Origin of the sequence: Noviherbaspirillum aerium, from assembly GCF_008929045.1 — a bacterium.
Classification (GTDB): Bacteria; Pseudomonadota; Gammaproteobacteria; order Burkholderiales; family Burkholderiaceae_D; genus Noviherbaspirillum; species Noviherbaspirillum aerium.
Window position 1 is genome coordinate 1 of record NZ_VFAH01000021.1, and the last position, 23,059, is coordinate 23,059.

The following is a 23,059-nucleotide window of genomic DNA, read 5'->3' on the forward strand; positions in this document are numbered from 1 at the left end:
GGCGACGGGTCGGTTTTACTTCAGCACTCTCTTCCATGATGTACACGTGTCCATTTCGTTCGTTAGTGGACACGATCCTCGCCGATCAGCGCGTTTCGTTTCAAGGTGCCTTCGCCGAGCGCTTACGGTAATTCGGCCGCCCCTTGCGGCCCTTCGATATCGTCTCTGTTGCCAAAGTAGTCTCCGCCAAATAGTAGTGGGCACTACTTGGGCGTCTTCAGCAAATTGCGTCCCTACGTCGTTGCCGTCACGCTTACTGCTGGTGCATGACTGGCCACAGGATGCAATTGCTCAAGCGGTACCCTACGGCGTCTATGAAGACTCCTCAAACAGAGGCTGTATGTATATCGGGGTCTGCTTCGACGCACCTCGCTTTGCTGTCGATGCCATTACCGACTGGTGGTTTGGTAATGGGCAAAAGCGCTATCGCGATGCTCATCGGTTGCTGATTCTGGCTGACGCGGGTGGGTCTAATAGTTGTCGGTCCAGGGTATGGAAAGCACAATTGCAGGAATTGAGTGATATCTCCGAGCTCTGCATCACGGTATGCCACTACCCGCCAGGCTGTTCGAAATGGAATCCCATTGAACATCGTCTGTTCAGCCATATCAGCATCAACTGGGCAGGCATCCCGTTACGCTCGTTCGATACGATGCTTCGATATATCGAGGGAACCGAGACTGAAAAAGGATTGCAAGTGAAGGCGTACTTGAAACGCGGCGGTAATGAGACAGGCGAACGTGTCTCTAATGAGGAGATGGCAAGGTTAAGCACTACTCCCCATGACGTTTGCTCGGCATGGAGTTATACAATCCATCTTCGCCCTTGCACGATCGATGAATACGACCAGGTTGTTTACTGCTGAGCCCTAATCTGAACAAATCACCAGGTTGTTGTAGGACAAGCCGAAATAGCGACGCACCAGGGCGATCGTATCGGAGAAGGTTGCGACCTGCTTTTCATACCAGGCCGCCGTGCGGATAGCGACCAAGCCTTGTTCGAACAATGGCTTGGCCAGCAATGTCACCACCGAGTACAGGGCCAGTATCGGCGGGGTAGTACGGGAAATCGCCGGGGACGACCACTGTCGCTGCCTTTCCATGCCCAGGTGTGCACGCGTTTCTTAAAACGTTACCTCAACCTGCCAGCGCCGCACGAACCAGCCGAGAATTTGGGACGGCGTCATATCCTGGTCGGTGCACAGCAATGCCTGTGGCGGGTAATTGGAAGCTTCGTCAGATGCTTACACATCAACGGACCGGTTGCTCTATGAGCATCTCGCGCACGCACGGAAAAGCCGGCCGAAAAAAGCGCGGTCGCCCGCGCTGAAGTACCTTGATGATCAATCAATGGGATGACGGCGTCAGAACAAATGACGCACGCCGACGTTGAACGCGCGGTCGCCCGTGCCCTGGCTAGAGCCGTTGCCGACGGTGTAGAAGCGCACCGAGTCAACTGGCGCGTCGTTCTTGATACGCGCGACCGACGCATACAGATCGGTGCGCTTGGAGAGGCGATGCGAGATACCGAGTGCCAGCTGACGCGCGTCGCCATCAGCGGCACTGCGGTCATCCTTGTGAGTATAGGACACGAGCAGACTGTTGGCCCCGAACGGTACGGTGGCGCCGATGATCAGGTCACGGGTATCCGTATCGGCGATCGGGCGGCCGTTGATGATCACGAGGCCCTTGTTCGCTTGCATACCCAGATGTGCCTTGGCGACCTTGAAGTCGTAGGTGCCGCCGATCATCGCGCTGCGGCCGTCGTCGGTGCCGTCGGCGTTGTTGTTACGGTGGTAGCCGAACCGGACATCCACAGGTCCGCTCTTGTAGCCCAGCATTGCACCCATGTTGCGGTTGGCGCTGCTGTCGCCCGGGGTTTCGCCGAAGCCGTACGCCACCTCTGCGACCAGGGGGCCGGTTCCGACTGCGGCAACCTTGACGGTGTTGTTCATGCGAATGCCGCCTTCAGCAAGCATGTTGTTGCCGGACCCGGCCATGCTCGCACCGCCGAAGGGGTCAATTGCATTGACGGTGTTGAACAACGGGGTGTACTGACGGCCGAGCATCACGTTGCCGACACCGTTTTGCTGCAGACCGACCCATGCCTGACGGCCGAAGAGCGCGCCCTGTCCCGAGACGCCGGTGTCGATGTTGAATCCCATTTCGAGTACGAAGGTGGCTGCCAGGCCGCCACCAAGGTCTTCCACACCGCGGAAGCCGAGACGCGACCCGGCGGCAATGCCGCTGCCCAACAGCGTAACGCTGTCGGTTACGCCGCCGCGTTCATGCACGATGCCAGCGTCCACCAGGCCGTAAATCGACACGTTGGTCTGCGCGATCGCGCTGCCGGCCAGTGTACTGGCTCCCAATAGCAAAAGTAGTGCCTTTTTCACCGCATCTCCTTGAATTGTCTGCTCCTGTTATGGTCGCCCTTATTCAATGCTAGGCGACCTCTGTTCGGCAATGCGCGCACTGCCGGGCGCGGATCGCGGCACGCGATCCTCCGCTGCGTAAAGTTTCTACTGAAGCCATGCATCCAACAAGCCACGGAGTGGAATAGCAGTTATTCCGTTGCAGAACAGGTCCTGCGATGCGTGCGAACAGCGCACCGTACGCTGCCGGAGATCGGACGTGTCAGAAGATGGCGACGGTACCGGGCCGCCATCACAGTTCGTACCTGATCGTCGATCTCGGCCGCAATGCGCGCATGGCGGTGCGCTATTGCGCTTCGATATTGGCGCGCTTTAGTACCTTGCTCCAGCGTTGTTTCTCCGCCTGGATGTAGCTAGTCGCCTCGTCCACGCTGCCTGTCTGCGGATAGGTCGCGAAGTCCTTGAGGCGTGCAGTGATCTCGGGCAGTGCAAGCACCTGGTTCACGTCGGCATTGATCTTTCCCGTCACCGCCTTCGGCATGCCGGCCGGACCCATCATTGCAAACCACCCGTGCATCACCATGCCCGCTGTGGATGACTTTGCTAGCGTCGTGCCCTCCAGTCCATCCGGCACCTTATCGGAGAACACCGTCAGCAGCCGCACGCGGTTACTGCGGATCATGGGCATCAGGGGCGCCAGTCCGTCTATGTAATACTGGATGTCGCCGGCGAGGACGCCCTTGAGGCCGTTGGCTGCACTGCCCATGTTGGCGAGGAATATCTTCGCACCCGCCTCTTGGCCGAGTAGCTCCGCCGACAGGTGTGCCATCGTGGCATGCCCGGGATGGCCCATTGCGAGCTTGTCGGGATTCTGACGCGACGCTTCGATCAGTTCCGCGAGGTCCTTCTCCCTGGATTGGACGGAGGCGACGATCGCCATGGGCGTATAACCGATCACCGCTATTGGAGTGAAATCCTTTTCGACGTCGTACTTTGCCGCGCGGTAGACATAGGGCGTGACTACAGCGGCCGATGTGTGGGTGAGCGTGAGCGTGTGGCCGTCGGGTGCAGCCGACGCCGTGGCCCGCATCGCGATCAGCCCCCCGGCGCCGGGGCGATTTTCGATCACCACCGGATGTCCCCAGATGGGCGACAGCTTGTTGGCCAGGAGACGCGCCACGATGTCCCCGGACGAGCCAGGCGCAGTGGGCACGATCAGTTTGACGGTCTCGGTCGGCCATGCGTGCGCCGGCTTGCCGCTCTGGGCGGATGTAAGGTCCGGTGCCGCGGTGGCGGCCAGCATGACGGCCCCCGCAGCCAGCCAGGACCGTTTCAGGCCTTTGAGTCTTTGTATGGAATGTGCCAGCATGGTGGTGTCTCCTCCGTTGATGATGCGTTAGTGTTGACCTGTTGACCGGCCGTCGGGCTCCGCCCGTATCGAGGGCGTCCCGGCCTAACCCGGCACGGCGTTCTGTCCCGCTGTCTCGCTCGCGTGTGCAGTCATCCGTGTCAATCCCGGACCAGGAGCACGATCTTTCCCACGTGGGTGCCGCTTTCCATTAGCCGATGCGCAGCGGCAGCCTCCTCGAGAGGGAAGCAGGCATGGACCACTTGCTTGATCGCTCCTGCTTCCAGAAGCGGCCAGACATGGCGGCGGAGGCTGACGGCAATTGCCGCCTTGACCGGGGCGGCGCGCGCACGCAGCATCGAGCCGGAGACCGTCAGCCGGCGGCGCATGAGTTGCGCGAGATCGATGCTGCCGGCCGGGCCGCCCAGCATCGAGATCAGCACGACGCGGCCATCATCGGCCAAGCAGTCGACATCACGTTGGAGATAGTCGCCGCCGACCATGTCGAGGATCACGTCCACGCCGCTCCCGCCGGTGCCCTCTCTCACCACCTGCCCGAAATCCTCGGTGCGGTAATTGATTCCGCGCACCGCGCCGAGTGCTTCGCATGCGCGACATTTCTCGTCGCTGCTGGCCGTCGCCCACACGCGGCTGCCGAGCGCCGTGGCGATCTGTATGGCGGCCACGCCAATACCCGATGCGCCGCCATGTACGAGCAGCGTCTCTCCGCGCTTCAGGTGCGCGCGGTCGTAGACGTTGCTCCATACCGTAAAGAAGGTCTCGGGAAGGGACGCGGCCTCGGCCATCGACAGGCCTTCCGGAACCGGCAGGCACTGACCCAGCGGCACGGTGCAGTATTCGGCGTAGCCGCCTCCCGGCAGCAGCGCGCAGACGGCGTCTCCCGGCGCGAACCGGCTACCGGCGAGGTCGCCGGCGACTATGGTGCCCGCCACTTCCAGCCCGGGGATGTCGGTCACGCCCGGAGGGGGCATATGCTTGCCCATGCGTTGCGAGAGGTCCGGCCGGTTGATGCCCGCCGCATGCACCCTGATCAGCACCTCGCCCCGTGCGCACGTGGGCACCGGCCGTACGCATGGCCGGAGCACGTCGGGAGGACCGGATGCTTTGATCTCGATCGCTTTCATCGCGTCCGCACAAGGCAGGTCCTGCGCTGCGGTCACAGCCCACCCCGCGCATCCAGCAGGGCGCCGGTCACGTAGGATGCGGCCGGGGAAGCCAGCCACAGAACGGTTTGCGCCATCTCTTCAGCAGTACCCATCCTCCCCATTGGAATCGCCGCCACCATCTGCGCCAGCAGTTGCGGCGGGCGGTCGCGCTGGATCTCGGTATCGATCAGGCCCGGGCGTACCGCATTGACGCGGATGCCTTCCCGCGCGACTTCCCTGGCCAGCCCGATGGTCATCGTGTCCATCGCACCCTTGCTGGCCGCGTAGTGGACCCAGGTATGCGCCGAGCCGAGCACTGACGCGGCCGACGACACGTTGACGATCACGCCGCCGGCGCCACCGCGTGCGGTCGACATGCGCCGCACCGCTTCTCGCGCGGCAATGAACGCGCCGGTGACGTTGACCCGCCAGACCTCGGCCAGCGTCTCGGCGCGCACCTCGTCCACCCGCGCGGTGCCGCCGGTGACGCCGGCATTGTTGACCAGCACCGCGATCGAGCCCAGCGCATCGATTTGCGCAAACGCGTCCGTCATCGCCGCCTCGTCGCCGACATCCGCGCAGATTGCCCATGCCTGCCCGCCGGCAGCCTCGATGTCCCGCACTAGCTTCGTGGCCTCGTCGGCCCGACTGCGGTAAGTGATCACGACCGGATAGTGGCGGGCGGCCTGGCGCGCAATCTGCGCGCCAATCCCGCGGCTACCGCCGGTCACCACGAACAGATTTTGCATTGTCCAACTCCTTCTCTGCGCCGTCCGGTCAGACGCTCAGATGCGTCGAGAGCACCGCGTCATTGCCGCGCAGCGAGTCGCTGGTGCCGGTGAAGCAGACCTCGCCCTTGGATAGTACGTAGTGCATGTCGCCCAGGTCCAGCGCCGCCTTCAGGTTTTGCTCAATCAACAGGATCGCCAGTCCCTCGTTCTTCATCTTACGCAGGATCTCGACAATCTCATCGACGATCAGCGGCGCAAGACCCTCGGACGGCTCGTCCAGGATGATGACCGACGGATTGAGCAACAGTGCGCGCGCAATCGACACCATCTGCTGCTCGCCGCCGGAGAGCTGGAAGCCGCGGTTGTTGCGGCGCTCCTTCAGGCGCGGGAACAGTTCATAGATCCGGTCCAGCGTCCAGCGCCCGTCGCGGCCCGGACGCGCCGCGACCGTCAGGTTTTCCTCGACCGATAGGCTCGGGAACACGCCGCGCTCCTGCGGCACGAAGCCCAGGCCCATGCGCGAGATCCGGTGCGACGGCAGTCCATTGATCGGTTTCCCGTCGTATACGACCGTGCCATGGCGCGGCTTCAGGTAGCCCATGATGGACAGTACGGTTGTGGTCTTACCGGCCCCGTTGCGGCCGAGGATCGAGGTGACCTCGCCCGGCTTGACCTGCAGCGAAACGCCGCGCAACACGTGGCTGTCGCCATAGTAGCTGTGTATGTTGTCGACTTCGAGCATTTAGTGTTTCCCCCCAAGATAGACCTCTCGTACGCGCGGATGGCCCTGAATTTCGGCCGGCGAACCGGAGGCCAGCACCTCGCCGTAGTACAGCACCGTGATCCGGTCGGCCAGCGAGAACACCACCTTCATGTCGTGCTCGATCATCAACACGCCGAGATGCTTCGGCAAGCCGCGCACAAGATCGATCATGCGGTCGGTCTCGGCCGGCGACATGCCCGACGTCGGCTCATCCAGCAGCAGCAGTGTCGGCTCGGCCGCCAGCGCAATTGCCACCTCCAGCTGGCGTTGCTCACCGTAGGACAGCGCCGACACTGCACGGTCGTAACTGCCGACCAGTTGCACCTGCTCGAGGATCTGGTCAGCACGCTCCCACTGTTTGCCCCGCGATGCGACACTTCGGATCGCCTCGTACCAGCCACCCTGCTTGGCCTGCACCGCCAGCCGCACGTTCTCGCGCACCGACAGCGACAGGAACAGGTTGTTCTTTTGGAAAGTGCGGCCCACGCCCATCTGGCAGATCGCCTCGGGCGCCGCGCCGGTAATATCCGCCCCGTTAAACAGCACCCGACCCGAGGTCGGGCGCAACTGGCCGGTCAACTGGTGCACGAGACTAGTCTTGCCGGCCCCGTTCGGCCCGATGATCACGTGTTTCTGCCCGACCTCGACCGCGAGGTCGACGTCCTTAGTCACGACCAGGCTGCCAAACGCCTTATGCAGCTTTTCCGTCTGGAGTAGTGTCGTCATTTCACTTCTCCTGCCGAGCCATTGGCTCGCGGCGCCGGTGCCGCTCCGCCGAGCGCCCTCGCCACGGCGAACTTGCCCGCCACGAATCCCCATACGCCTTGGCGCAGGAACATCACGCACAGGATGAAGATCACGCCGACCCATAGTGACCAGTACTCGTTGTAGGAACTGATGAAGTTCTTAAGCAGCAGGAAGATCGCTGCCCCAACCGCCGGCCCGATCACCGTGCCGCCACCACCCAGCACCACCATGATCAGCGCATCGCCGGATAGGTGCCAGTGCAGGATGTCGGTGGACACGTAGGCATTGAACAGTGCGTACAGTGCGCCGCCCACGCCGGCGAGGCCCCCGGCGATCGTGAAGGCGATCAGCTTGAAGCGCTGCACCGGGTAGCCGACCGCGCGCATGCGCTGCTCGTTGTCGCGAATGCCGATGAAGATCGATCCCAGCGGCGAACGCACCAGCGCCCACAGGAACGCCAGCACTAGCACGAAGCCGATCGCGACCACTGCATAGCGTGCGGTCGCCGAAGCGCCCAGCGACACGCCGAACAGTTCTGGCGGAGTGAAGCCGATCAGGCCGTCTGTGCCGCCGGTGACGCTGCGCCATTTCAAGGCCGCGGCAAACAGCAGCTGCGAGAACGCCATCGTCAGCATCAGGAACGGGATCCCGGAAACCCTAATGCAGAACACGCCAACAATCGCTGCCAGTAGGGTCGAGGCCGCAATGCCGGCCAGAGCTCCCCACCAGCCTGACAGGCCAAGGTGCACGCCGAGCGCGATGACCGTATAGGTCGCCATCCCGAAGAACGCGGAATGCCCGAACGACATCAGTCCGGTGTAACCGACCAGCAGGTTTAGGCTCATCGCGAAGATTGCGAAGATCAGTATCTCGGAGACGATCCCGAGCACGTAGTCTGAGGCCAGCGGTACGATCGCCAGCACCACGCAAAGCAGGACGAACAGGACCGGTTTATTTGAGAGTTTCATGGTTACCCTTTCGTCAACCCAAACAATCCCTGCGGACGCGCCAGCAGCACCACTACCATCAACAGGTACACCAGGAACAGCGCGTAGTCCGGGAAGTACGCCTTGCCGAACGTGTCGATCAGCCCTACCAGCAGGCCCGCGACCAGCGCCCCACGCAGGCTGCCCATGCCACCAACCACAACCACGATGAACGCCGGGATCAGGATCTCGATATCCATCCCTAGGTAGATGCCCATGATCGGGCTGGCTACGATACCGCCGATGGCCGCCAGCGCCGCGCCCAGCGCGAAGATGCAGCCAAACAGCAGCGGCACGTTAATGCCGATGCCAGACGCGGTTGCCGCATCATCGACGCCGGCGCGCACCATCGCGCCTACCCGGCTACGCTCGAGGAACCACCACAGGCCTGCGGCGACCACACCGCCGAAGAAGACCAGGAACAGCCGATACTTAGGCAGAATCGCGCCGGCCACTTGAAGGCTGCCGTCGAGAATTTCAGGCGGTGCAACGTTGCGGATATCGGCGCCCCACAGGTACTTGGCCAGGTCGCCGAACACGAAAATGAAACCGAAAGTCAGGAGCACTTGGTCGAGGTGTCCGCGGTTGTACAACGGTCGGATGAAAATGCGCTCCATCAGGATAGCGCAGGCAACCGCCGGTACCCAGCCGATGGCCAACGCCAGCCAAAAATTGCCGAACATCTGGACCAGGGTAAAGGCAGTGAACGCGCCGATCATGAAAAACGAGCCGTGGGCGATATTGACCACGTTCATGAGCCCGAAGATCAGCGACAGACCCGCTGACATCATGAACAGCAGAACGCCCAGCGCCAGACTGTTGAGTAATTGGGAAAAGATGAAATCCATAACGACTTTCTATGCGCGTGAGATCGCCCGGCACAGTGTCCGCCGTGCCGGGTCAAGCCTGGAGCGTCAGATTGGCTGCTTGTCCGGCTCCGCCACTTCTTTGATCGAATGCAACACCTTGTTCGTGATGCGGCCGTTGACCTCCGCGACTTCGCGAATATAGATGTTGTGGATCGGGCTCTGAGTGACCGGGTTGAAGCTGAACGGGCCGCGTGGGGCCTCGAACTTCACGCGGCGCATAGCCTCGCGCAGCTTAGCCTTGTCGCTTGCGTTGCCGTCAACCGCTTCCAGTGCAGCATGAATGACCCGTGCGGCGACGTAACCGTACTCGGTGTACACGCTCGGGAACTCCTTGTGCTTAGCCTGGTATTCGGCAACAAACTGCTTGTTGGCTGGGTTGTCCAGCGTGTCCGCATAGTGCAGCGAGTTAATCGCGCCGAGCGCGGCACGGCCCTGTGCGGGTAGCGTGTCGGAGTCGAGCATGAAGCCCGAGCCGGTCAGGCGGCACTTGCCTTTCAGTCCATACTCGTCGTATTGCTTGATGAAGCGCACTGCGTCGGTGCCGGCATAGAAGCTGAAAGTGGCCGGCGCGTTGCTGTTGCGGATGTCGGCCAAATAGGGGCTGAAGTCACTATTACCGAGCGGCGGGTAAATTTCCTTGATAATCTTGCCGCCTTTCTTCGTAAAACCGGCCTTGAACTCGGCCAGCGAGCCACGGCCGCCGGCGAAGTCTGAGGCGGTCAGCAGCACTTCCTTCGCGATATTGTCGTAAAACCATTCACCCATCGCGGAGTGGGTGGTGTAGGTGGTAGTCGAACAGCGGAAGAAGTACGGCAGACCGGTGTAAGACAGGTTCGAAATACCGGCGCCCGAGCACAGCATGAACGCGCCGCTCTGGCGCAGGTATTGCACCGCTGCCATTGCGACGTTGCTGCCTTGGATGCCGGTGATCAGGTCGCACTTGTCCGATTCGACCAGTTTCTTGAGCTTTTGCAGGCCCACCTGCGGGTTGAGCTCATCATCCTCGCGCACGATCTCAATCTTGCGACCGGCGATGGTGTTGCCGATCTGGTCGAAATACATCTGCATGCCGTTCAGGTTGCCATTGCCGAGCGCCGCGTACACCTTCGAATAGGTGTTGAGGGCGCCGATCTTCAACGGCGCCTTCGACTGCGCCAGCACCCCCGGCGCGACGCCAAACAGTGCACCGGCACCGGCCGCGCCAGCGCCCTTGATGAAGTTGCGGCGCGATAGGCCGGGTCCGGTGGTTTTACTTTGCTTGTCCATTGTCTCTTCCTGTTTGGATAAAGTGATGCGTGGCGGTGAGCCGCCCCTGTTTCTACGTGCCCTTGCGGGTGCTCAGTACAACTTCACAATCTGTTTGCCGAGGTTCTTTCCCTCTATGAGTCCGATACAGGCCGCCGGAGCCGACGCGATGCCCTCGCTGACGGTTTCCAGCACCTTCAGTCGCCCGGCACACACCAGGGCCGCAAGCTCCGCGCGGGCCTGGGGCCACAGCGGGCGGTGGTCGTACACGATAAAACCCTGCGCGCGCAGGCGCGACAGCAGCAGAAAGCCGTGGTTGGAAAGGGTCATCGGTTGCTGTCCGTAGCGGGCGATCATCCCGCACAGCGCGATGCGGCCGAACGGCTTCATTAGCGGCAGCACCGCGTCCAGCGTCATGCCATTGACGTTGTCGAAAAAGGCATCGACGCCATTGGGCGCGAGGTGGGCGATAGCCCCTTGTAGCGCTGCAGCATCGGGCGCGCCCCGGTAGTCCACACAAGCGGCTACGCCGAACTCGCGGATTACTGTGTCACACTTCAGACGGCCGCCGGCAATTCCGATCACCCGGCAGCCCCGCTCCCGGGCCAGCTGCACCGCGACGCTGCCCACAGCGCCGGCCGCACCGCTGACCACCACGGTTTCCCCCGGCCGCGGCTCGCAGATCTGGTGCATCCCGTACCAGGCGGTAATCCCGGTCATGCCGATCGCGCCCAGGTAGGTTGACAGGCCGATATCGGCGTCGTTGATCTTGTCCAGGTTGCCGCCGTCGGAAACTGCGAGCTCCTGCCAGCCCAGCGGACCCACCACGGTGTCGCCTACCACCAAGCGCGGGTGGCGCGTGGCGACAATCTTGCCGACCGTCTCCCCGATCATCGCCTCGCCCAACGGGTGTGGGGTCGCATACGATCGGGCGTCGAACATCCGGCCCAGCATGTAAGGGTCGATCGACAGGTATCGGTTGCGCACCAGAACCTGCCCGTCCGCAATGGAGGGCGTCTCCACCGTTTCAACGCGGAAATGCTCGACCGACGGGCGCGACAGGGGGCGGGATGCCAGCACCACCCGCTGGAAACTCTCGGGTACCACGGGAGCCTGGCGCAAGACCTCGCTCATATGTCCATCATCTCTCGGTAGTGCTTGTAGAAGGCGCGGATCAGCACCTCGGTCACCATGTGGTCCTGCTTGTCCACTTCCCGTCCGCCCATCTCGACCACCGCGCGGCGGTGCCCGTAGTGGTGCGCACCCAGTTGCGACTCCGACAGCACTTCGCCATCCTCCATCGCGACGAAACCGGCGGGGCCGTACAGGTTCGCGTGGCGAACGCGCAGCCGAGTCATCTCCTCGTCATCGTCCTCATAGCCGAAGAAGGTCCAGGCCAGCTCAAACGAGCCGGCACCCTTCGGGATCACGTGGCGCATGCCAAAGGTGTTGGCCTGCTGGTGGATCACGCAGCTTGGGAAATGGGTGATCGCGACCACCTTGCCGTCCTCGAATTCCGGGCGTGGAGTCACCGTATCGAGGTCGTGCAGCTCCAGCGCTTCCTTGAAGCGCGCGATTTCCGCGGCCGCCTCCGACTTCTTCTTGCCGACGTTGCGGGAAATCATGATGCTGTGTCCGGACTCGGCCGGGATCGACTCGCTCTGGGTATCGGCGCGCCAAAGGCCGAAGGTAATCAGGAACGAATGCAGCAGCGTCGCGTGGTACGGATCCTTCAGGTTCTCGAAATACAGCTTCCAGTTGCCCGGGATCCGCTGCCGGTTGTAGCCCAGCAGCTTGAGCTTCTTGCCCGGGAACTGGCGGCGCAGGTTCGTGATCACTTCCTCGCCGCAGTACTCGGCGAACGGCAGCGGGTCCGGCGAGAAACTTGCCCAGATCGAACCGCCCTCGACATGCACTGACAGCGCCTTCAACCCGTGCTTGCTGTTGTCGAAGTCGGACGGCATGCCGCCCTTTTTCAGCACGCCGCGCTTCAACGGCACGCCCTGCAGCGAGCCGTCCAGGCCGAAGTTCCATTGGTGGTACGGGCAGGTAAAGGATTCTTCCTTGCCCTTGTTTTTCCAGCACACGCGCGCGCCGCGGTGCGCGCAGCGGTTTTCCCAGACGTGAATCTGGTCATTCTCGCCACGCACCACCACTACTTGGCGCTCGCCGATCCAGCTGCGCTTGAACGAGCCCTTTTCCGGGATCTCGCATTCCAGCGCCACGTAGTTCCAAGTGCGCCCGTAGAAGAAAGTATCCAGCTCGCGCTGGTAGATATCAGGGTCGGTATAGACCCAGAACGGCACGCGGGTCCAGCCTTCCTGCGGCCACTCACGCTTGGCGACGCGAAGCGCGGCCAAGGATACTGTCTGTTCCATATTGTCTCCTGTGTTAGACCGGCACGATTAGCGAACGGTGGACGTGGTGGTTGTCGTAGACCGCCAGCCGCTGCCTGAACTTGAGCCGCTCGCCGTCGCGCACCAGCACGTCGAGGTACTGGCCAACCAAAAACAGCGTCGGGTCGGCGTCCGACATCGCTTCAGTCAGCATGAAGTTCGCGCGCACGTGGACTGCGCCGTCATCGATCGCGGTGATCCGGATCCCGCTGATGAAATGGCGCCAAGTCCGGGGCACGTAGACCTGGGTTTCGCGCAGCGCGATCACCCGGTCACGCACCATGCCGATGCCGTCGCAGTAGATCGCCGCCTGCGGCAGGTTCTCCGAGTAGTTCTCGCGCGACACGACCTGGTAGACGCAATCGTCGATGAAGTAGTCGGGAAAGCGCTCGACCTCGTCTTGGTCGAGCAGGTCTGCCACCTCATCGTACAGCCGACGGATTTCCTGCTCCAACGCGGCGGTCTCGACGCTGGGCGCCACCGGCGCGACGATCAGTTCGATGCGGTTGTTCATCGGCTTACTCCGCGACCGTCGCTAGGTTGGTCTGGATCCCATAGTCGGTGCCCAGTTTGAGGATCGGCGACTTCATCGTCTCCTGCCACAGCAGCGACTCGTTGGCGATGTGGAGCGGATGGTCCTGGATCGTCAGCGCCATGAAGCCCTGCTCGCGCGAGGCGTGGTTGTGGATCGACCAGCCGGGGGCGGAGAAGTGCAGGTCGCCTTCCTGCCATTCGATCTTCTGGCCATTGACCGCGCTCTTGCCGTGCCCCCACATGATGTAGTTGATCGCCGCCGACGTGTGGCGGTGCGGCTTGTCGACTTTACCGGGTGGCAGCTTGGCGATCGTCGCGAAGAAGCTCGGCGATGTGCCGATACGGCGCTCAGTGGCCGGGTTGTACAGCACGTACAGGTGGCGGCCGGTGTAACCGAGGTCCATGCTGTAGACATTGCCCAGGTGCGGCTCGACTTCCTTCCATGGCCAGTGCAGCGCTTTGGAGTCGATCGTGTCGATGTCGACCAGCCATTCGTAGCCCAGCATCTGCGCCCCATCGCTACCGATCGGAATCGGTTTCGACGCTTCGCGCGCGCGGCGCTGGTTGGCCGCCAGCTCACGACCTTCATCGCTCTGGCCCGCGATCTGCGGATTCTCGTTCACATAGTGCACCTCCAGCCGCTCCAGCAGCGGCGCATTGCTGTAGGACAGGCGCACCATCAGGTCCTGGCCGTCATTTCGCACTACCTGCGGCTGCATCGACGGCGTGTTCCAGACGTCATACTTCTCCACGCGGAATTCCTTGTTGCCGGTCTTGACGACGCCGGTGCCGCGGATGCATATGTCGACGCGGCTTGAATTGCGCAGGTCGGGGGTGGTTTCCTCGCCCGGCTTCAACACCATGATGGCTACGTCGATCCCGGGCGCAAAGCACGGCACCGGACCGGTATTCATCGGGTGATTGACCGAGGCAGCGCGGCGGCCGTTGGCCGGCCGTGCGATCGAGGCCAGCCGCTCGACCTCGGCCTCGATGGCCGCGCGCGGGAGTACCACGGTCTGCCAGAACGCCTGTTCACGCGGCGACTGGTAGCTTATATCTACGAGGGTGATGCCATTGTCCATTGCTGTCTCCATCGGTTGTGTGGGGGGCGGGTCGCCCAAGATTACTTGTCGGTCCAGCGGACCGGTGCTTTGGCCACCAGCGGTATTGGCTCGCCGATGCCACGTTCGTTTGCCCGGCGGTAGGCCAGCGCGGCGACCGTCAGGTCGGAAATGCCCATACCCATCGACTTAAACAGCGTGATGTCGCAGCCAGCCGGCGCTTTTTCACCATTGGCAATTATCTTGCCCAACGGGCGCACGCGGTCCCAGTTGCCGGCGCCGGCTCCCTTGTCGAAGTACTCGATCAGCTCGCGCGAAGCCTTCTTCGCATTTGGCACGTCGTCGACGCCGATGAAACCCACACGCTCGAACACTTCCTGCTCGAACTCGGCGCTGTGCGGCAAGATCGCGCCGACCGCGTTCAGGTGGGCGCCGTGGGCGAGCATCGATGATTTCAGGAACGGCTCGCGGGCGCGGGTTACCGTGGTGACGATCGGTGCGCCCTCGGTCGCCTCTTCCAGCGTCTTCGACTCGATCACCTCGATATCGAACTGCGAGGCTACTTCCTTGCAGAACGCCTGACGTTTTTCGGCGGTCGGGCTCCAAATCCGGATCTGCTTCAGGTTCTGCACCAGGTGCACCGCGGCGACTTGCGCCAGCGCTTGGCGGCCAGTGCCGATCAACGTCATCTCGCGCACGTCCGGGTTCGTCATCCACCTGGTGCCCAGACCCGTCATCGCCGCGGTGCGCATCTGGCCCAGGCAGTTCGCCTCCATCATTGCCAGCAGCCGTCCCTCGTTGGCGTCGAACAGGATGAACAGCGCTTTGGCACCCTGCGGCGTGTTGATCCAGTTCTTGAAACCGCAGACGCCTGCGCCCAGCATGACCGAGCCCAGCGAATGCAGCGACGACGCGTCATGGAAATTGGCCAACGCCTTCGGGATGTTGAATGCGGTGTCCTCGCCCAACTCGCGCACGCCGGCCTCCAGCACGCCCAGCGTGTCCTTCAGTGACACCAGCGATGCGACGTCGGCTTCGCTTAGCCAGATCGCAGATTGACTCATAATTACTCCTGTAAAAATTACGATTCGTTGTGGACGGGGTTGCGCAGCACGCCCAAGCCCGTGATCTCGACCTCAAACACGTCGCCGTTGCGCAGGTAGCACGGCGGCTTCTTCGACATACCCACGCCGGCGGGCGTCCCGGTAGCAATGATGTCTCCGGGCAACAACTCAGTGAAGGTGGACAGGTAGGCGATGATCTGCGCGACCGTGAAAATCATGTTGGAGGCGCTGTCGTCCTGCACTACCTCACCGTTCAGTCGTCCGACGACTTGCATCTCGTCCGGGCCGGGCGCTTCGTCGGCGGTGACTAGGCAAGGCCCGAGCGCACCGGAATGCATGAAGTTCTTCCCAGCAGTGGCTTGCGTGGCGTGCTTTTGCCAGTCGCGGATCGAGTTCTCGGCCATGCACATATACCCGGCCACATACTGCATTGCGTCGGCTTCGGTCACGCGCCGCGCGGGACGTCCGATGACGACCGCCAGCTCGGCCTCGTAGTCGAACTGCTCCGACTCAAGCGGGCGCAGCACCGGCTGATCGGGCCCGGCGAACGATGACGCAAAGCGCACGAACACCGACGGGCGAGCCGGGATTGGCATGTTTGCCTCTTTCGCGTGCAGGTGGTAGTTCAGGCCAACGCAGAGGATCTTGTCGGGATTGGTCACCGGGGGCAGCAGCGTCGCATGTTCCAGGGGCACGGCAGATTTGTCTTTGCCGCGCTGCGCCTCCAGTTGTTCGGCCAGCGTCGACAGAGAGCCGAACGTCAGCGCGTCGCGCACGGTGCTAATGTCGGTCGTGGACAGATCGATGATGCTGGCGCCCACCAGCGCGCCGAACGAGGGCGCCGGGTCAACCTTGCGGCGGTCGATATAGCTGACCAGTTTCATGTGAAGTCTCCTGCTTGCGGTGCGGTCGTTCGTATTTTTATTTCGTTCAGTGTGCGCCAGGAGATCGGGTGCGGCAATGCCGGCGCCGGAACAGCACCTGTTCCGAATCCGATCAGGCGGCGGCCTACGCCGGCATGATGTTAAGCAACACCCGGTCGCCGTCAGTTTTAGCCGGGTAGATCCGGATATCAGCGGTCAGCGGTGCGCACATCGCGCGGCCGTTGCGCACGTCAAAGCGCCCCTGGTGCAGCGGGCACTCGATCTCGTGGCCTTCCAGGTAGCCGTCGCAAAGCCGCGCGTTGCCGTGGCTGCACAGGTTGTCGGTCGCATAGATCTGGCTGTCGATCCGGTACAGCGCGATTTCACGGCCGTCCACCGACACGGCCAGCGGCACCTCTTCGTCAATTGCTTCCACTGCGCACACGTCGCGCCATTGTTCGCTCATGTCGGTCTCCTTTGTTATTCGCCATGCGGCCTGCACGGCTATGGTTGCCGCCATCGTGCAAGAAGCGCCGCGGCCGGACAAGGCACCTCACGGAAAAAGAGCTTTTCCGTAACGGAACGGTGGACGCGGCTCGCCGATGTCATAATTGCAGGCGGAGACTGGTGGGCCGGATGCAGGCCTCCCAACAAGAAAAGGACTCAACGTGACACCTTCAACTTGGCATCCCACCACGCGGGCCGCACTCTGGATGGGCGGCGCCCTGCTCTCGTTGGTAGCCATGGCGCTAGCCGCCCGCCACCTTTCGGCAACCCTCTCGGTCTTTCAGATCCTGTTTTTCCGCAGCGTTCTGGGGCTGATGATCATCTCGCTACTGCTGAACAAGTACGGCTGGCACCAGATTAGAACGGCCCACCTCGGCGAGCACCTAATGCGTAACATCAGCCATTTTGGCGGCCAGTACGGCTGGATCTATGGCATCGCCTTCATCCCGATGGCGCAGGTGTTTGCGATCGAGTTCACCGCGCCGGTCTGGTCGGCGCTGCTGGCCGCGGTGATCCTCGGCGAGCGCCTGACCCTGCCGCGCATCGTGTCGGTGGTGCTGGGCTTAACCGGCGTGTTCATCATCGTGCGCCCGGACACCGGTGCCGTGCATCCGGCGGCCCTCGCGGTCCTCATGGGCTCAGTGGCGTTCTCGCTGTCGTACGTGATGACCAAGAAGCTGTCGCCGGTGTCGACGCCGCTGAGCATCCTGTTCTACATGTCGCTGATCCAACTCCCGCTGGGTCTGGTGCCGTCGGTCATGCACTGGGTGACGCCCACGTTGGTGCAGGTCCCGCTAATCTTGCTGGCCGGCAGCATGGGGCTGATCACGCATTACTGCCTGGCGCGGGCGATGAAACTGGCCGATGCAACCGTGGTGATCCCGATGGATTTTCTGCGCCTGCCCTTGATCGCGGTCGTTGGCGCGGCGTTCTACGGTGAGCCGCTGCAGGGACTGCTCTTCGTAGGTGCGGCCTGCATTTTGGGCGGCAATCTCTACAGCATCGTCGCGGAACGCCGCCGGGCAGCCGACAAGGCCACGCAGGCTTAGGCGCGGATCGGGCGTTATGATTGCGACGCGTCGTCAAGGGCCGGTGGCAGCGCCTTCGGACGCGCCGGCAATGTGCGTGGCAACCAGGCTGTGGCCTTGCCCCGCGCCCGTCGTCGAGACGAGATGGGGCCATGAACCTGGTTTACCGCTAGCGCATGCCGGCGAAGCAGTTCTTGAGGAAGTCGACTGCGGTTTGCAGTTTGGCGGAGGTGCCGGTGCGCTGCAGCAGCACCGCGTAGACGGCGCGGTTGTCCGGCAGGTAGTCTGCCAGTATCTCGACCAGAGTGCCACGCTTTAAGTCATCCTCGGCCATCCAGCGCGGGCACATCATGACGCCCAGTCCGGCACGGCAGACGAGCAGGCCGGCTTGGCCGTTGTCGGTCGTGAAGTTACCCTTTACATGAACGTGGCCAATCTCGTCCTCGCGCTTGACCGGCCAGCGCGTATTCAGACTCGAACCGCGGGTGATCAGGCAGCTATGGTTCATCAGGTCTTCCGGGACCAACGGCACGCCATACTGGCGAAGGTAGTCCGGCGACGCGCAAAACGCCCGGCTGTACGGCGCCAGCTTGATGGCGATCATTCCTGGGTCGATGACATCGGCGATGCGCACCGCCACGTCGATGCGTCCCTTGTACAGGTCAAGCTTCTCCATCGAGAAGTTGATGTCGACCGACAGCAGCGGGTTGTCGCGCAAGAACCGGGGCAGTTGCGGCGCGATCACCGCCTGCCCGAGCATCGCGGGCGCGGTCAGCCGCAGGTGGCCGGTCGCGGTATCCTGAATCGACGACATCTCCTCAGCCGCCAAGTCCAGTTCGAGCAGCGCCCGCATTGCGCGCTCGTAGAGCATCTGGCCCACCTCAGTGACCATCAGGTGCCGGGTGTCGCGGTTGAACAGGCGCTGCCCCGCCTTGGCCTCGAACGCGGCCATGCGCTTGCTGACCATCGCGGGCGTGACATCCATGCGCCGGGCGACCTCCGAAAAATTACCAACCTGGACCGTGCGCACAAAAATGCGCAGCGTGGTCAAGTCCTCGAAAATGCTAGCGCTTTGCGCCGTCGCTTCCATGAACTGGGTCATCACGCTGGCCATCTCCTGCTGTCTCCTTCAATCCTTGCGGTGTATCTTTGCATAAATCCTGTTGGGTCGGAGCAAAGTTGTCGGAGGCTGTTGCAATCAGTCGATGCGGGCACCGGACTTTTCGACCGCTGGTTTCCACATCTGCAACTCCTTTTCGATGTAGGCCGCATGCTCTTCCGGGGTGCCCGCCATCGGCTCCGACCCGCGCTCGATCAGGTTCTTGCGCAGCTCCGGCTCCTTCAGCACCTTGATGATCGATGCATTCAGCCGGTCGACGATCGGGCGTGGGGTGCCGGCCGGGGCGTAGATGCCGTCCCAGGCGACGACGTCGAAGCCGGCGATCCCGGACTCGGCGATCGTCGGCAAATCCGGGTGGCTTTCCAGCCGCTTGGCTGACGACACCGCCAGTGGCCGCACGCGGCCGGCCTTGGCCTGCGGCGCGGTATTGGGCATCACGTCCAGCATCATGTCGATGCGCCCGCCCATCAGGTCGGCGAGCGCCTGCGCGCCGCCGCGGTACGGGATGTGCTGGATGTCGAGGCCTGCGGTCTGCTTCAGGATTTCCATCGACAGGTGCGAGGTCGTGCCGTTGCCGGCGGAGGCGAACGTATACTTGCCGGGGTTGGCTTTCACCAGCGCCAGCAGTTCGGCCATCGTTTTCGCGGGAAAGTCGTTACGCACGACCATCATCGCCGCGATCCGGGTCATCTTGGTTACCGGCTGGAAGTCCTTCTGCGGATCATAGCCGATCTGCTTGTACAGCCACTTGTTGATGCCGTGCGTGCCATTGGTACCGTAGAGCAGCGTGTAGCCGTCGGCCGCGCTCTTGGCGACGATCTGCGCCCCCAGGTTGCCACCTGCGCCGGGGCGGTTGTCGATCACGATGTTCTGTCCGAGATCGACCGACACGCGCTGCATCACCAGGCGCGCCAGGGTATCGGCGCCGCCGCCCGGCGGAAAGGGTACCACCAGGCGGATCGGCTTGTCCGGATAAGACTGCGCGAACGCGCCCAGCGGGGCCGCGGCCAGCACGGCGGTCGCGGCGATAGCGGCGATCACGCCACGGCGGGTAGTACTCATCATTGCTTTGCTCCTCTTGGATTGGGGTGACCGGTCTGTGCCGGCCTGTTTTTAATATCGGTTACACGGCCAGGCAGACGTACTTCAACTCCAGGTAGTCGTCGATCCCGTAGTGCGAGCCTTCGCGGCCCAACCCGGATTCCTTGATCCCGCCGAATGGCGCGACCTCGGTCGAGATCAGCCCGGTATTGACGCCGACGATTCCGTACTCGAGGCCTTCGGCGACCCGGTAGATGCGGCTGATGTCGCGCCCGTAGAAGTACGAGGCCAGTCCGAACTCGGTGTCGTTGGCCATCGCGATCGCCTCGGCGTCGGTGGTGAACCGGAACAGCGCGGCGACCGGGCCGAAGGTTTCCTCGTGGGCGATCTTCATGTCCGGGGTGGCGCCGGTGATCACCGCCGGCTCGACGAAATTGCCGCCGAGCGCATGGCGCTGGCCGCCCAGCACCAGCTGGCCGCCCTTTTGTACCGCGTCTTCGACATGCTCCAGCACCTTTGCGACGGAATTGTCGTCGATCAGCGGGCCGATCGTCACGCCCTGCTCCAGGCCGTAACCAACTCGCAACGCCTTGACGCGTTCAACCAGGCGCCGCGCGAATTCGTCGTAGACGCCGTCCTGCACCAGCAGCCGGTTCGCGCAGACGCAGGTCTGGCCGGCATTGCGGTATTTCGACGCGATCGCGCCCTCCACCGCTGCGTCCAGGTCGGCATCGTCGAACACGATGAACGGCGCGTTGCCGCCCAATTCCATCGAGGTCTTCTTGACCGTTTCCGCGCACTGGCGCAGCAGGATCTTGCCAACCTCGGTCGAGCCGGTGAAGGTCAGCTTGCGCACTAGCGGGTTGGACGTCATCTCGCCGCCGATCCCCGAGGCACTGCCGGTCACCACCGAGAACACGCCGGCCGGCACGCCGGCGCGCTCGGCCAGTTCCGCGAGCGCGAACGCCGAATACGGGGTCGCGGTCGCGGGTTTCAGGACCATCGTGCAGCCGGCGGCCAGCGCTGGTCCAGCCTTTCGGGTGATCATCGCCGCCGGGAAGTTCCACGGCGTGATCGCCGCGCAAACCCCGATCGGCTCCTTGGTGACGTGAATGCGCTTATCGGCCTGGTGGCCAGGAATCGTGTCGCCATAGACGCGCCTCGCCTCTTCCGCGAACCACTCGAGAAACGATGCCGCGTAGCCGATTTCGCCGCGCGACTCGGCCAGCGGCTTGCCCTGCTCGAGCGTCATCAGGATTGCCAAGTCTTCTTGGTGCGCCAGCATCAGCTCATACCAGCGGCGCAGGATCGTTCCGCGTTCCTTGGCGGTCTTGGCGCGCCAGGACGGCCAGGCGGCGTTCGCGGCAGCAATTGCGCGGCGGGTCTCGTCGGCACCCATCGCGGGCACGGTGCCGATCGTCTTGCCGGTGGCGGGATTGGTGACGGGGATCGTCTTGCCGCTGTCGGCGGCGCACCATTGGCCGTTGATGTAGCAGGCCTGCCTGAACAGCGTTGGGTCGTGCAGCGGCGGGGCTGCGGTGTCGTTTGCCATCATGTCTCTACTCTTTATCAATGCGGATCAATAGACGGAGGGGCCGTCGCTTTTCGGCGGGGCCGGGGCTTCCTCACCCTTGAAGCGGCGCGCCAGCGCCTCGGCACTTTTAACCAGGAGCGTGGTGTCCACGCCGACCGCGGTGAAGGTGGTGCCCAGTTCGATGTAACGGCGCGCGAGCGCCTCGTCGGCGATCAGGATGCCGGCAGCCTTGCCCGATGCGACGATCCGGCGGATGCCATCCTCGACCGCACGCTGCACATCCGGGTGGCCGGGGTCGCCCAGGTGCCCCATGTCGGCGGCCAGGTCGGACGGGCCGATGAACACGCCGTCGACGCCATCAACCGCGCAGATCGCTTCGATCTCGGCCATCGCCGAAACGGTTTCGACCTGCACCAGCACGCAGATCTGGTCATTGGCCCGCTTCAGGTAGTTCGGCGTGCGGTTCCATTGCGACGCGCGCGCCAGTGCCGCGCCGACACCGCGCACGCCCTGCGGCGGATAGCGGGTCGACGCCACCGCGCGCTGCGCTTCGTTGGCGTTCTGCACCATCGGGATCAGCAAGGTGGTGGCGCCGACGTCGAGCAGGCGCTTGATTTCGACTATGTCGTTCCAGGCGCTGCGCACCACCGGGTGCGCCGGGTGCGGGGCCAGTGCTTGCAGTTGCGCCAGTACCGAATCCAGCGTGTTGGGCGCGTGTTCGGCGTCGATCAAGAGCCAGTCAAAGCCGGCGCCGGCCACCATCTCGGCGGCGTAGCCGCTGCACATTCCGAGCCACAGGCCGATCTGGGATTGCTTTTGCGCGAGCGCGCGCTTGAAGGTGTTTTCCATGGCCATCATCCGAAATGGCAGGACACGGCGCCCAGCGGGCCGTAATCGACGAACAGGGTGTCGCTCTTTTTGGCGAACACCGGGCGGGTGAAGGAGCCGCCGAGGATCACCTGGCCCTTTTCTAGCGCTACGCCGTGCTCGGCCAACCGGTTGGCCAGCCAGACGACGCCATTCGCCGGGTGGTTCAGCACGCCGGCGGCCACCCCGGTCTCCTCAATAACCGCATTTTGAGAAAGGATCGCCGATACCCAGCGCAAGTCGACCTCGTTGACGCGCACAGGGCGTCCGCCCAGCACCACGCCAGCATTGGCGGCGTTGTCGGCGATCGTGTCGAACACCTTGCGCGTGCGCTTGGTCTCCGGGTCTACCATGTGCGAGCGCGAATCAATGATTTCCAGCGCCGGCGTGACATATCGCACCGCGTCCAGCACATCGAACAGCGTGATGTTCGGGCCTTCGAGGCGCCGGTCCATGATGAACGCCAGTTCCACTTCCACACGGGGAGCGATGAAGCGGTCGGTCGGGATAGTGTCGCCGTCATGGAAGAACATGTCTTCCAGCAGCGCGCCGAAATCAGGCTCGTTGATGCCGACCGCCTGCTGCATCGCTCGGGAGGTCAGACCGATTTTGTGACCCTTCAAGGGGTTACCGGCGTCGATCTTCTTCTGCACCCAGGCTTTCTGGATTGCGTAGGCGTCGGCGATGGTGATATCGGGATGGCGCAGCGAGATCTGTCTTATCTGGGTGCGGGTCTGTTCGGCCTGCAGGAATTCGCTGGCCAGTTGCTCGATGATGTCGGGGGTAAGCAAAACGGTCTCCTTGGGGGGCGCAGG

General features: G+C 63.1%; 24 protein-coding genes. 2 read left to right on the forward strand and 22 right to left on the reverse strand.

The features are described 5' to 3' along the window. Positions 1-262: 262 nt before the first annotated feature. The gene (locus FH061_RS22805; RefSeq protein ID WP_192805210.1) at positions 263-865 is read left to right on the forward strand and encodes an ISAzo13 family transposase; all 603 of its coding nucleotides are present in this window, start codon (positions 263-265) and stop codon (positions 863-865) included. A gap of 3 nt (positions 866-868) precedes the next feature. On the opposite strand, the gene FH061_RS22810 is transcribed toward FH061_RS22805, so the two are convergent. From FH061_RS22810 to FH061_RS22890, 17 genes are all read right to left on the reverse strand, one after another. After that, the gene (locus tag FH061_RS22810) at positions 869-1,102 is read right to left on the reverse strand and encodes a hypothetical protein (RefSeq protein WP_151638142.1); all 234 of its coding nucleotides are present in this window, start codon (positions 1,100-1,102) and stop codon (positions 869-871) included. A 261-nt stretch (positions 1,103-1,363) separates the two neighbouring features. Beyond that, a complete protein-coding gene (locus FH061_RS22815) occupies positions 1,364-2,395 on the reverse strand; it encodes a porin (protein ID WP_151638143.1) in 1,032 nt (343 codons plus the stop codon). A gap of 325 nt (positions 2,396-2,720) precedes the next feature. Next, complete coding sequence (locus FH061_RS22820; RefSeq protein ID WP_151638144.1) at positions 2,721-3,743, reverse strand: Bug family tripartite tricarboxylate transporter substrate binding protein; 1,023 nt, start codon at positions 3,741-3,743, stop codon at positions 2,721-2,723. A gap of 140 nt (positions 3,744-3,883) precedes the next feature. Continuing rightward, positions 3,884-4,867 carry an NAD(P)H-quinone oxidoreductase gene (locus FH061_RS22825; protein WP_151638145.1) on the reverse strand — a complete coding sequence of 328 codons (984 nt, stop codon included), beginning with the start codon at positions 4,865-4,867 and terminating at the stop codon, positions 3,884-3,886. A gap of 32 nt (positions 4,868-4,899) precedes the next feature. Continuing rightward, positions 4,900-5,637, reverse strand: coding sequence for an SDR family oxidoreductase (locus FH061_RS22830; protein WP_151638146.1), 738 nt, complete (start codon positions 5,635-5,637; stop codon positions 4,900-4,902). 28 nt (positions 5,638-5,665) lie between these two features. After that, positions 5,666-6,361 carry an ABC transporter ATP-binding protein gene (locus FH061_RS22835; protein WP_151638147.1) on the reverse strand — a complete coding sequence of 232 codons (696 nt, stop codon included), beginning with the start codon at positions 6,359-6,361 and terminating at the stop codon, positions 5,666-5,668. Beyond that, the gene (locus tag FH061_RS22840; RefSeq protein ID WP_151638148.1) at positions 6,362-7,108 is read right to left on the reverse strand and encodes an ABC transporter ATP-binding protein; all 747 of its coding nucleotides are present in this window, start codon (positions 7,106-7,108) and stop codon (positions 6,362-6,364) included. Further along, a complete protein-coding gene (locus FH061_RS22845; RefSeq protein WP_151638149.1) occupies positions 7,105-8,097 on the reverse strand; it encodes a branched-chain amino acid ABC transporter permease in 993 nt (330 codons plus the stop codon). The genes FH061_RS22840 and FH061_RS22845 overlap by 4 nt, the downstream gene beginning before the upstream one ends. Positions 8,098-8,099: 2 nt before the next feature. Continuing rightward, the gene (locus FH061_RS22850; RefSeq protein ID WP_151638150.1) at positions 8,100-8,963 is read right to left on the reverse strand and encodes a branched-chain amino acid ABC transporter permease; all 864 of its coding nucleotides are present in this window, start codon (positions 8,961-8,963) and stop codon (positions 8,100-8,102) included. Between the two features lie 66 nt (positions 8,964-9,029). Beyond that, a complete protein-coding gene (locus FH061_RS22855; protein WP_151638151.1) occupies positions 9,030-10,250 on the reverse strand; it encodes an ABC transporter substrate-binding protein in 1,221 nt (406 codons plus the stop codon). 72 nt (positions 10,251-10,322) lie between these two features. After that, complete coding sequence (locus FH061_RS22860) at positions 10,323-11,363, reverse strand: NADP-dependent oxidoreductase (RefSeq protein WP_151638152.1); 1,041 nt, start codon at positions 11,361-11,363, stop codon at positions 10,323-10,325. Continuing rightward, positions 11,360-12,607, reverse strand: coding sequence for an aromatic ring-hydroxylating dioxygenase subunit alpha (locus FH061_RS22865; protein WP_151638153.1), 1,248 nt, complete (start codon positions 12,605-12,607; stop codon positions 11,360-11,362). The genes FH061_RS22860 and FH061_RS22865 overlap by 4 nt, the downstream gene beginning before the upstream one ends. A 13-nt stretch (positions 12,608-12,620) precedes the next feature. Continuing rightward, positions 12,621-13,118 carry an aromatic-ring-hydroxylating dioxygenase subunit beta gene (locus tag FH061_RS22870; protein WP_404822499.1) on the reverse strand — a complete coding sequence of 166 codons (498 nt, stop codon included), beginning with the start codon at positions 13,116-13,118 and terminating at the stop codon, positions 12,621-12,623. Positions 13,119-13,143: 25 nt separating this feature from the next. After that, positions 13,144-14,241: a cupin domain-containing protein gene (locus tag FH061_RS22875; RefSeq protein ID WP_192805211.1), complete on the reverse strand. Its 1,098-nt coding sequence runs from the start codon at positions 14,239-14,241 to the stop codon at positions 13,144-13,146. A gap of 41 nt (positions 14,242-14,282) precedes the next feature. Further along, complete coding sequence (locus FH061_RS22880; RefSeq protein ID WP_151638156.1) at positions 14,283-15,284, reverse strand: ornithine cyclodeaminase family protein; 1,002 nt, start codon at positions 15,282-15,284, stop codon at positions 14,283-14,285. Between the two features lie 17 nt (positions 15,285-15,301). Continuing rightward, on the reverse strand, positions 15,302-16,168 hold the full coding sequence (locus tag FH061_RS22885) for a fumarylacetoacetate hydrolase family protein (protein ID WP_151638157.1): 867 nt from the start codon (positions 16,166-16,168) through the stop codon (positions 15,302-15,304). 124 nt (positions 16,169-16,292) lie between these two features. Beyond that, on the reverse strand, positions 16,293-16,613 hold the full coding sequence (locus FH061_RS22890; protein ID WP_151638158.1) for a non-heme iron oxygenase ferredoxin subunit: 321 nt from the start codon (positions 16,611-16,613) through the stop codon (positions 16,293-16,295). A gap of 202 nt (positions 16,614-16,815) precedes the next feature. On the opposite strand from FH061_RS22890, the gene FH061_RS22895 reads away from it, so the two are divergent. After that, positions 16,816-17,703 carry a DMT family transporter gene (locus FH061_RS22895; RefSeq protein WP_151638159.1) on the forward strand — a complete coding sequence of 296 codons (888 nt, stop codon included), beginning with the start codon at positions 16,816-16,818 and terminating at the stop codon, positions 17,701-17,703. Between the two features lie 148 nt (positions 17,704-17,851). Here FH061_RS22895 and FH061_RS22900 read toward each other — a convergent pair whose 3' ends face one another. The 5 genes from FH061_RS22900 to hpaH form a co-directional block, all read right to left on the reverse strand. Beyond that, the gene (locus tag FH061_RS22900) at positions 17,852-18,784 is read right to left on the reverse strand and encodes a LysR family transcriptional regulator (protein ID WP_225984832.1); all 933 of its coding nucleotides are present in this window, start codon (positions 18,782-18,784) and stop codon (positions 17,852-17,854) included. Positions 18,785-18,880: 96 nt separating this feature from the next. After that, positions 18,881-19,867, reverse strand: a complete 987-nt coding sequence (locus FH061_RS22905) for a Bug family tripartite tricarboxylate transporter substrate binding protein (RefSeq protein ID WP_151638161.1) — start codon at positions 19,865-19,867, stop codon at positions 18,881-18,883. A 58-nt stretch (positions 19,868-19,925) separates the two neighbouring features. Further along, positions 19,926-21,398, reverse strand: coding sequence for an NADP-dependent succinate-semialdehyde dehydrogenase (gabD, locus tag FH061_RS22910; RefSeq protein WP_404822498.1), 1,473 nt, complete (start codon positions 21,396-21,398; stop codon positions 19,926-19,928). Between the two features lie 24 nt (positions 21,399-21,422). Then, a complete protein-coding gene (gene hpaI / locus FH061_RS22915; protein ID WP_151638162.1) occupies positions 21,423-22,235 on the reverse strand; it encodes a 4-hydroxy-2-oxoheptanedioate aldolase in 813 nt (270 codons plus the stop codon). After that, positions 22,232-23,035: a 2-oxo-hept-4-ene-1,7-dioate hydratase gene (hpaH, locus tag FH061_RS22920; protein WP_151638163.1), complete on the reverse strand. Its 804-nt coding sequence runs from the start codon at positions 23,033-23,035 to the stop codon at positions 22,232-22,234. Before hpaH ends, hpaI begins: the two co-directional genes overlap by 4 nt. Positions 23,036-23,059 lie beyond the last annotated feature (24 nt).

Coding starts and splice junctions, on each gene's coding strand:
- FH061_RS22885 (WP_151638157.1), bottom strand. CDS start 16,168: ATGAAACTGGTCAGCTATATCGACCGCCGCAAGGTTGACCCGGCGCCC.
- FH061_RS22860 (WP_151638152.1), bottom strand. CDS start 11,363: ATGAGCGAGGTCTTGCGCCAGGCTCCCGTGGTACCCGAGAGTTTCCAG.
- FH061_RS22875 (WP_192805211.1), bottom strand. CDS start 14,241: ATGGACAATGGCATCACCCTCGTAGATATAAGCTACCAGTCGCCGCGT.
- FH061_RS22830 (WP_151638146.1), bottom strand. CDS start 5,637: ATGCAAAATCTGTTCGTGGTGACCGGCGGTAGCCGCGGGATTGGCGCG.
- FH061_RS22905 (WP_151638161.1), bottom strand. CDS start 19,867: ATGATGAGTACTACCCGCCGTGGCGTGATCGCCGCTATCGCCGCGACC.
- FH061_RS22865 (WP_151638153.1), bottom strand. CDS start 12,607: ATGGAACAGACAGTATCCTTGGCCGCGCTTCGCGTCGCCAAGCGTGAG.
- FH061_RS22890 (WP_151638158.1), bottom strand. CDS start 16,613: ATGAGCGAACAATGGCGCGACGTGTGCGCAGTGGAAGCAATTGACGAA.
- hpaI (WP_151638162.1), bottom strand. CDS start 22,235: ATGATGGCCATGGAAAACACCTTCAAGCGCGCGCTCGCGCAAAAGCAA.
- FH061_RS22820 (WP_151638144.1), bottom strand. CDS start 3,743: ATGCTGGCACATTCCATACAAAGACTCAAAGGCCTGAAACGGTCCTGG.
- FH061_RS22840 (WP_151638148.1), bottom strand. CDS start 7,108: ATGACGACACTACTCCAGACGGAAAAGCTGCATAAGGCGTTTGGCAGC.
- FH061_RS22845 (WP_151638149.1), bottom strand. CDS start 8,097: ATGAAACTCTCAAATAAACCGGTCCTGTTCGTCCTGCTTTGCGTGGTG.
- FH061_RS22835 (WP_151638147.1), bottom strand. CDS start 6,361: ATGCTCGAAGTCGACAACATACACAGCTACTATGGCGACAGCCACGTG.
- FH061_RS22825 (WP_151638145.1), bottom strand. CDS start 4,867: ATGAAAGCGATCGAGATCAAAGCATCCGGTCCTCCCGACGTGCTCCGG.
- gabD (WP_404822498.1), bottom strand. CDS start 21,398: ATGATGGCAAACGACACCGCAGCCCCGCCGCTGCACGACCCAACGCTG.
- FH061_RS22855 (WP_151638151.1), bottom strand. CDS start 10,250: ATGGACAAGCAAAGTAAAACCACCGGACCCGGCCTATCGCGCCGCAAC.
- FH061_RS22880 (WP_151638156.1), bottom strand. CDS start 15,284: ATGAGTCAATCTGCGATCTGGCTAAGCGAAGCCGACGTCGCATCGCTG.
- FH061_RS22850 (WP_151638150.1), bottom strand. CDS start 8,963: ATGGATTTCATCTTTTCCCAATTACTCAACAGTCTGGCGCTGGGCGTT.
- FH061_RS22900 (WP_225984832.1), bottom strand. CDS start 18,784: ATGACCCAGTTCATGGAAGCGACGGCGCAAAGCGCTAGCATTTTCGAG.
- FH061_RS22810 (WP_151638142.1), bottom strand. CDS start 1,102: ATGGAAAGGCAGCGACAGTGGTCGTCCCCGGCGATTTCCCGTACTACC.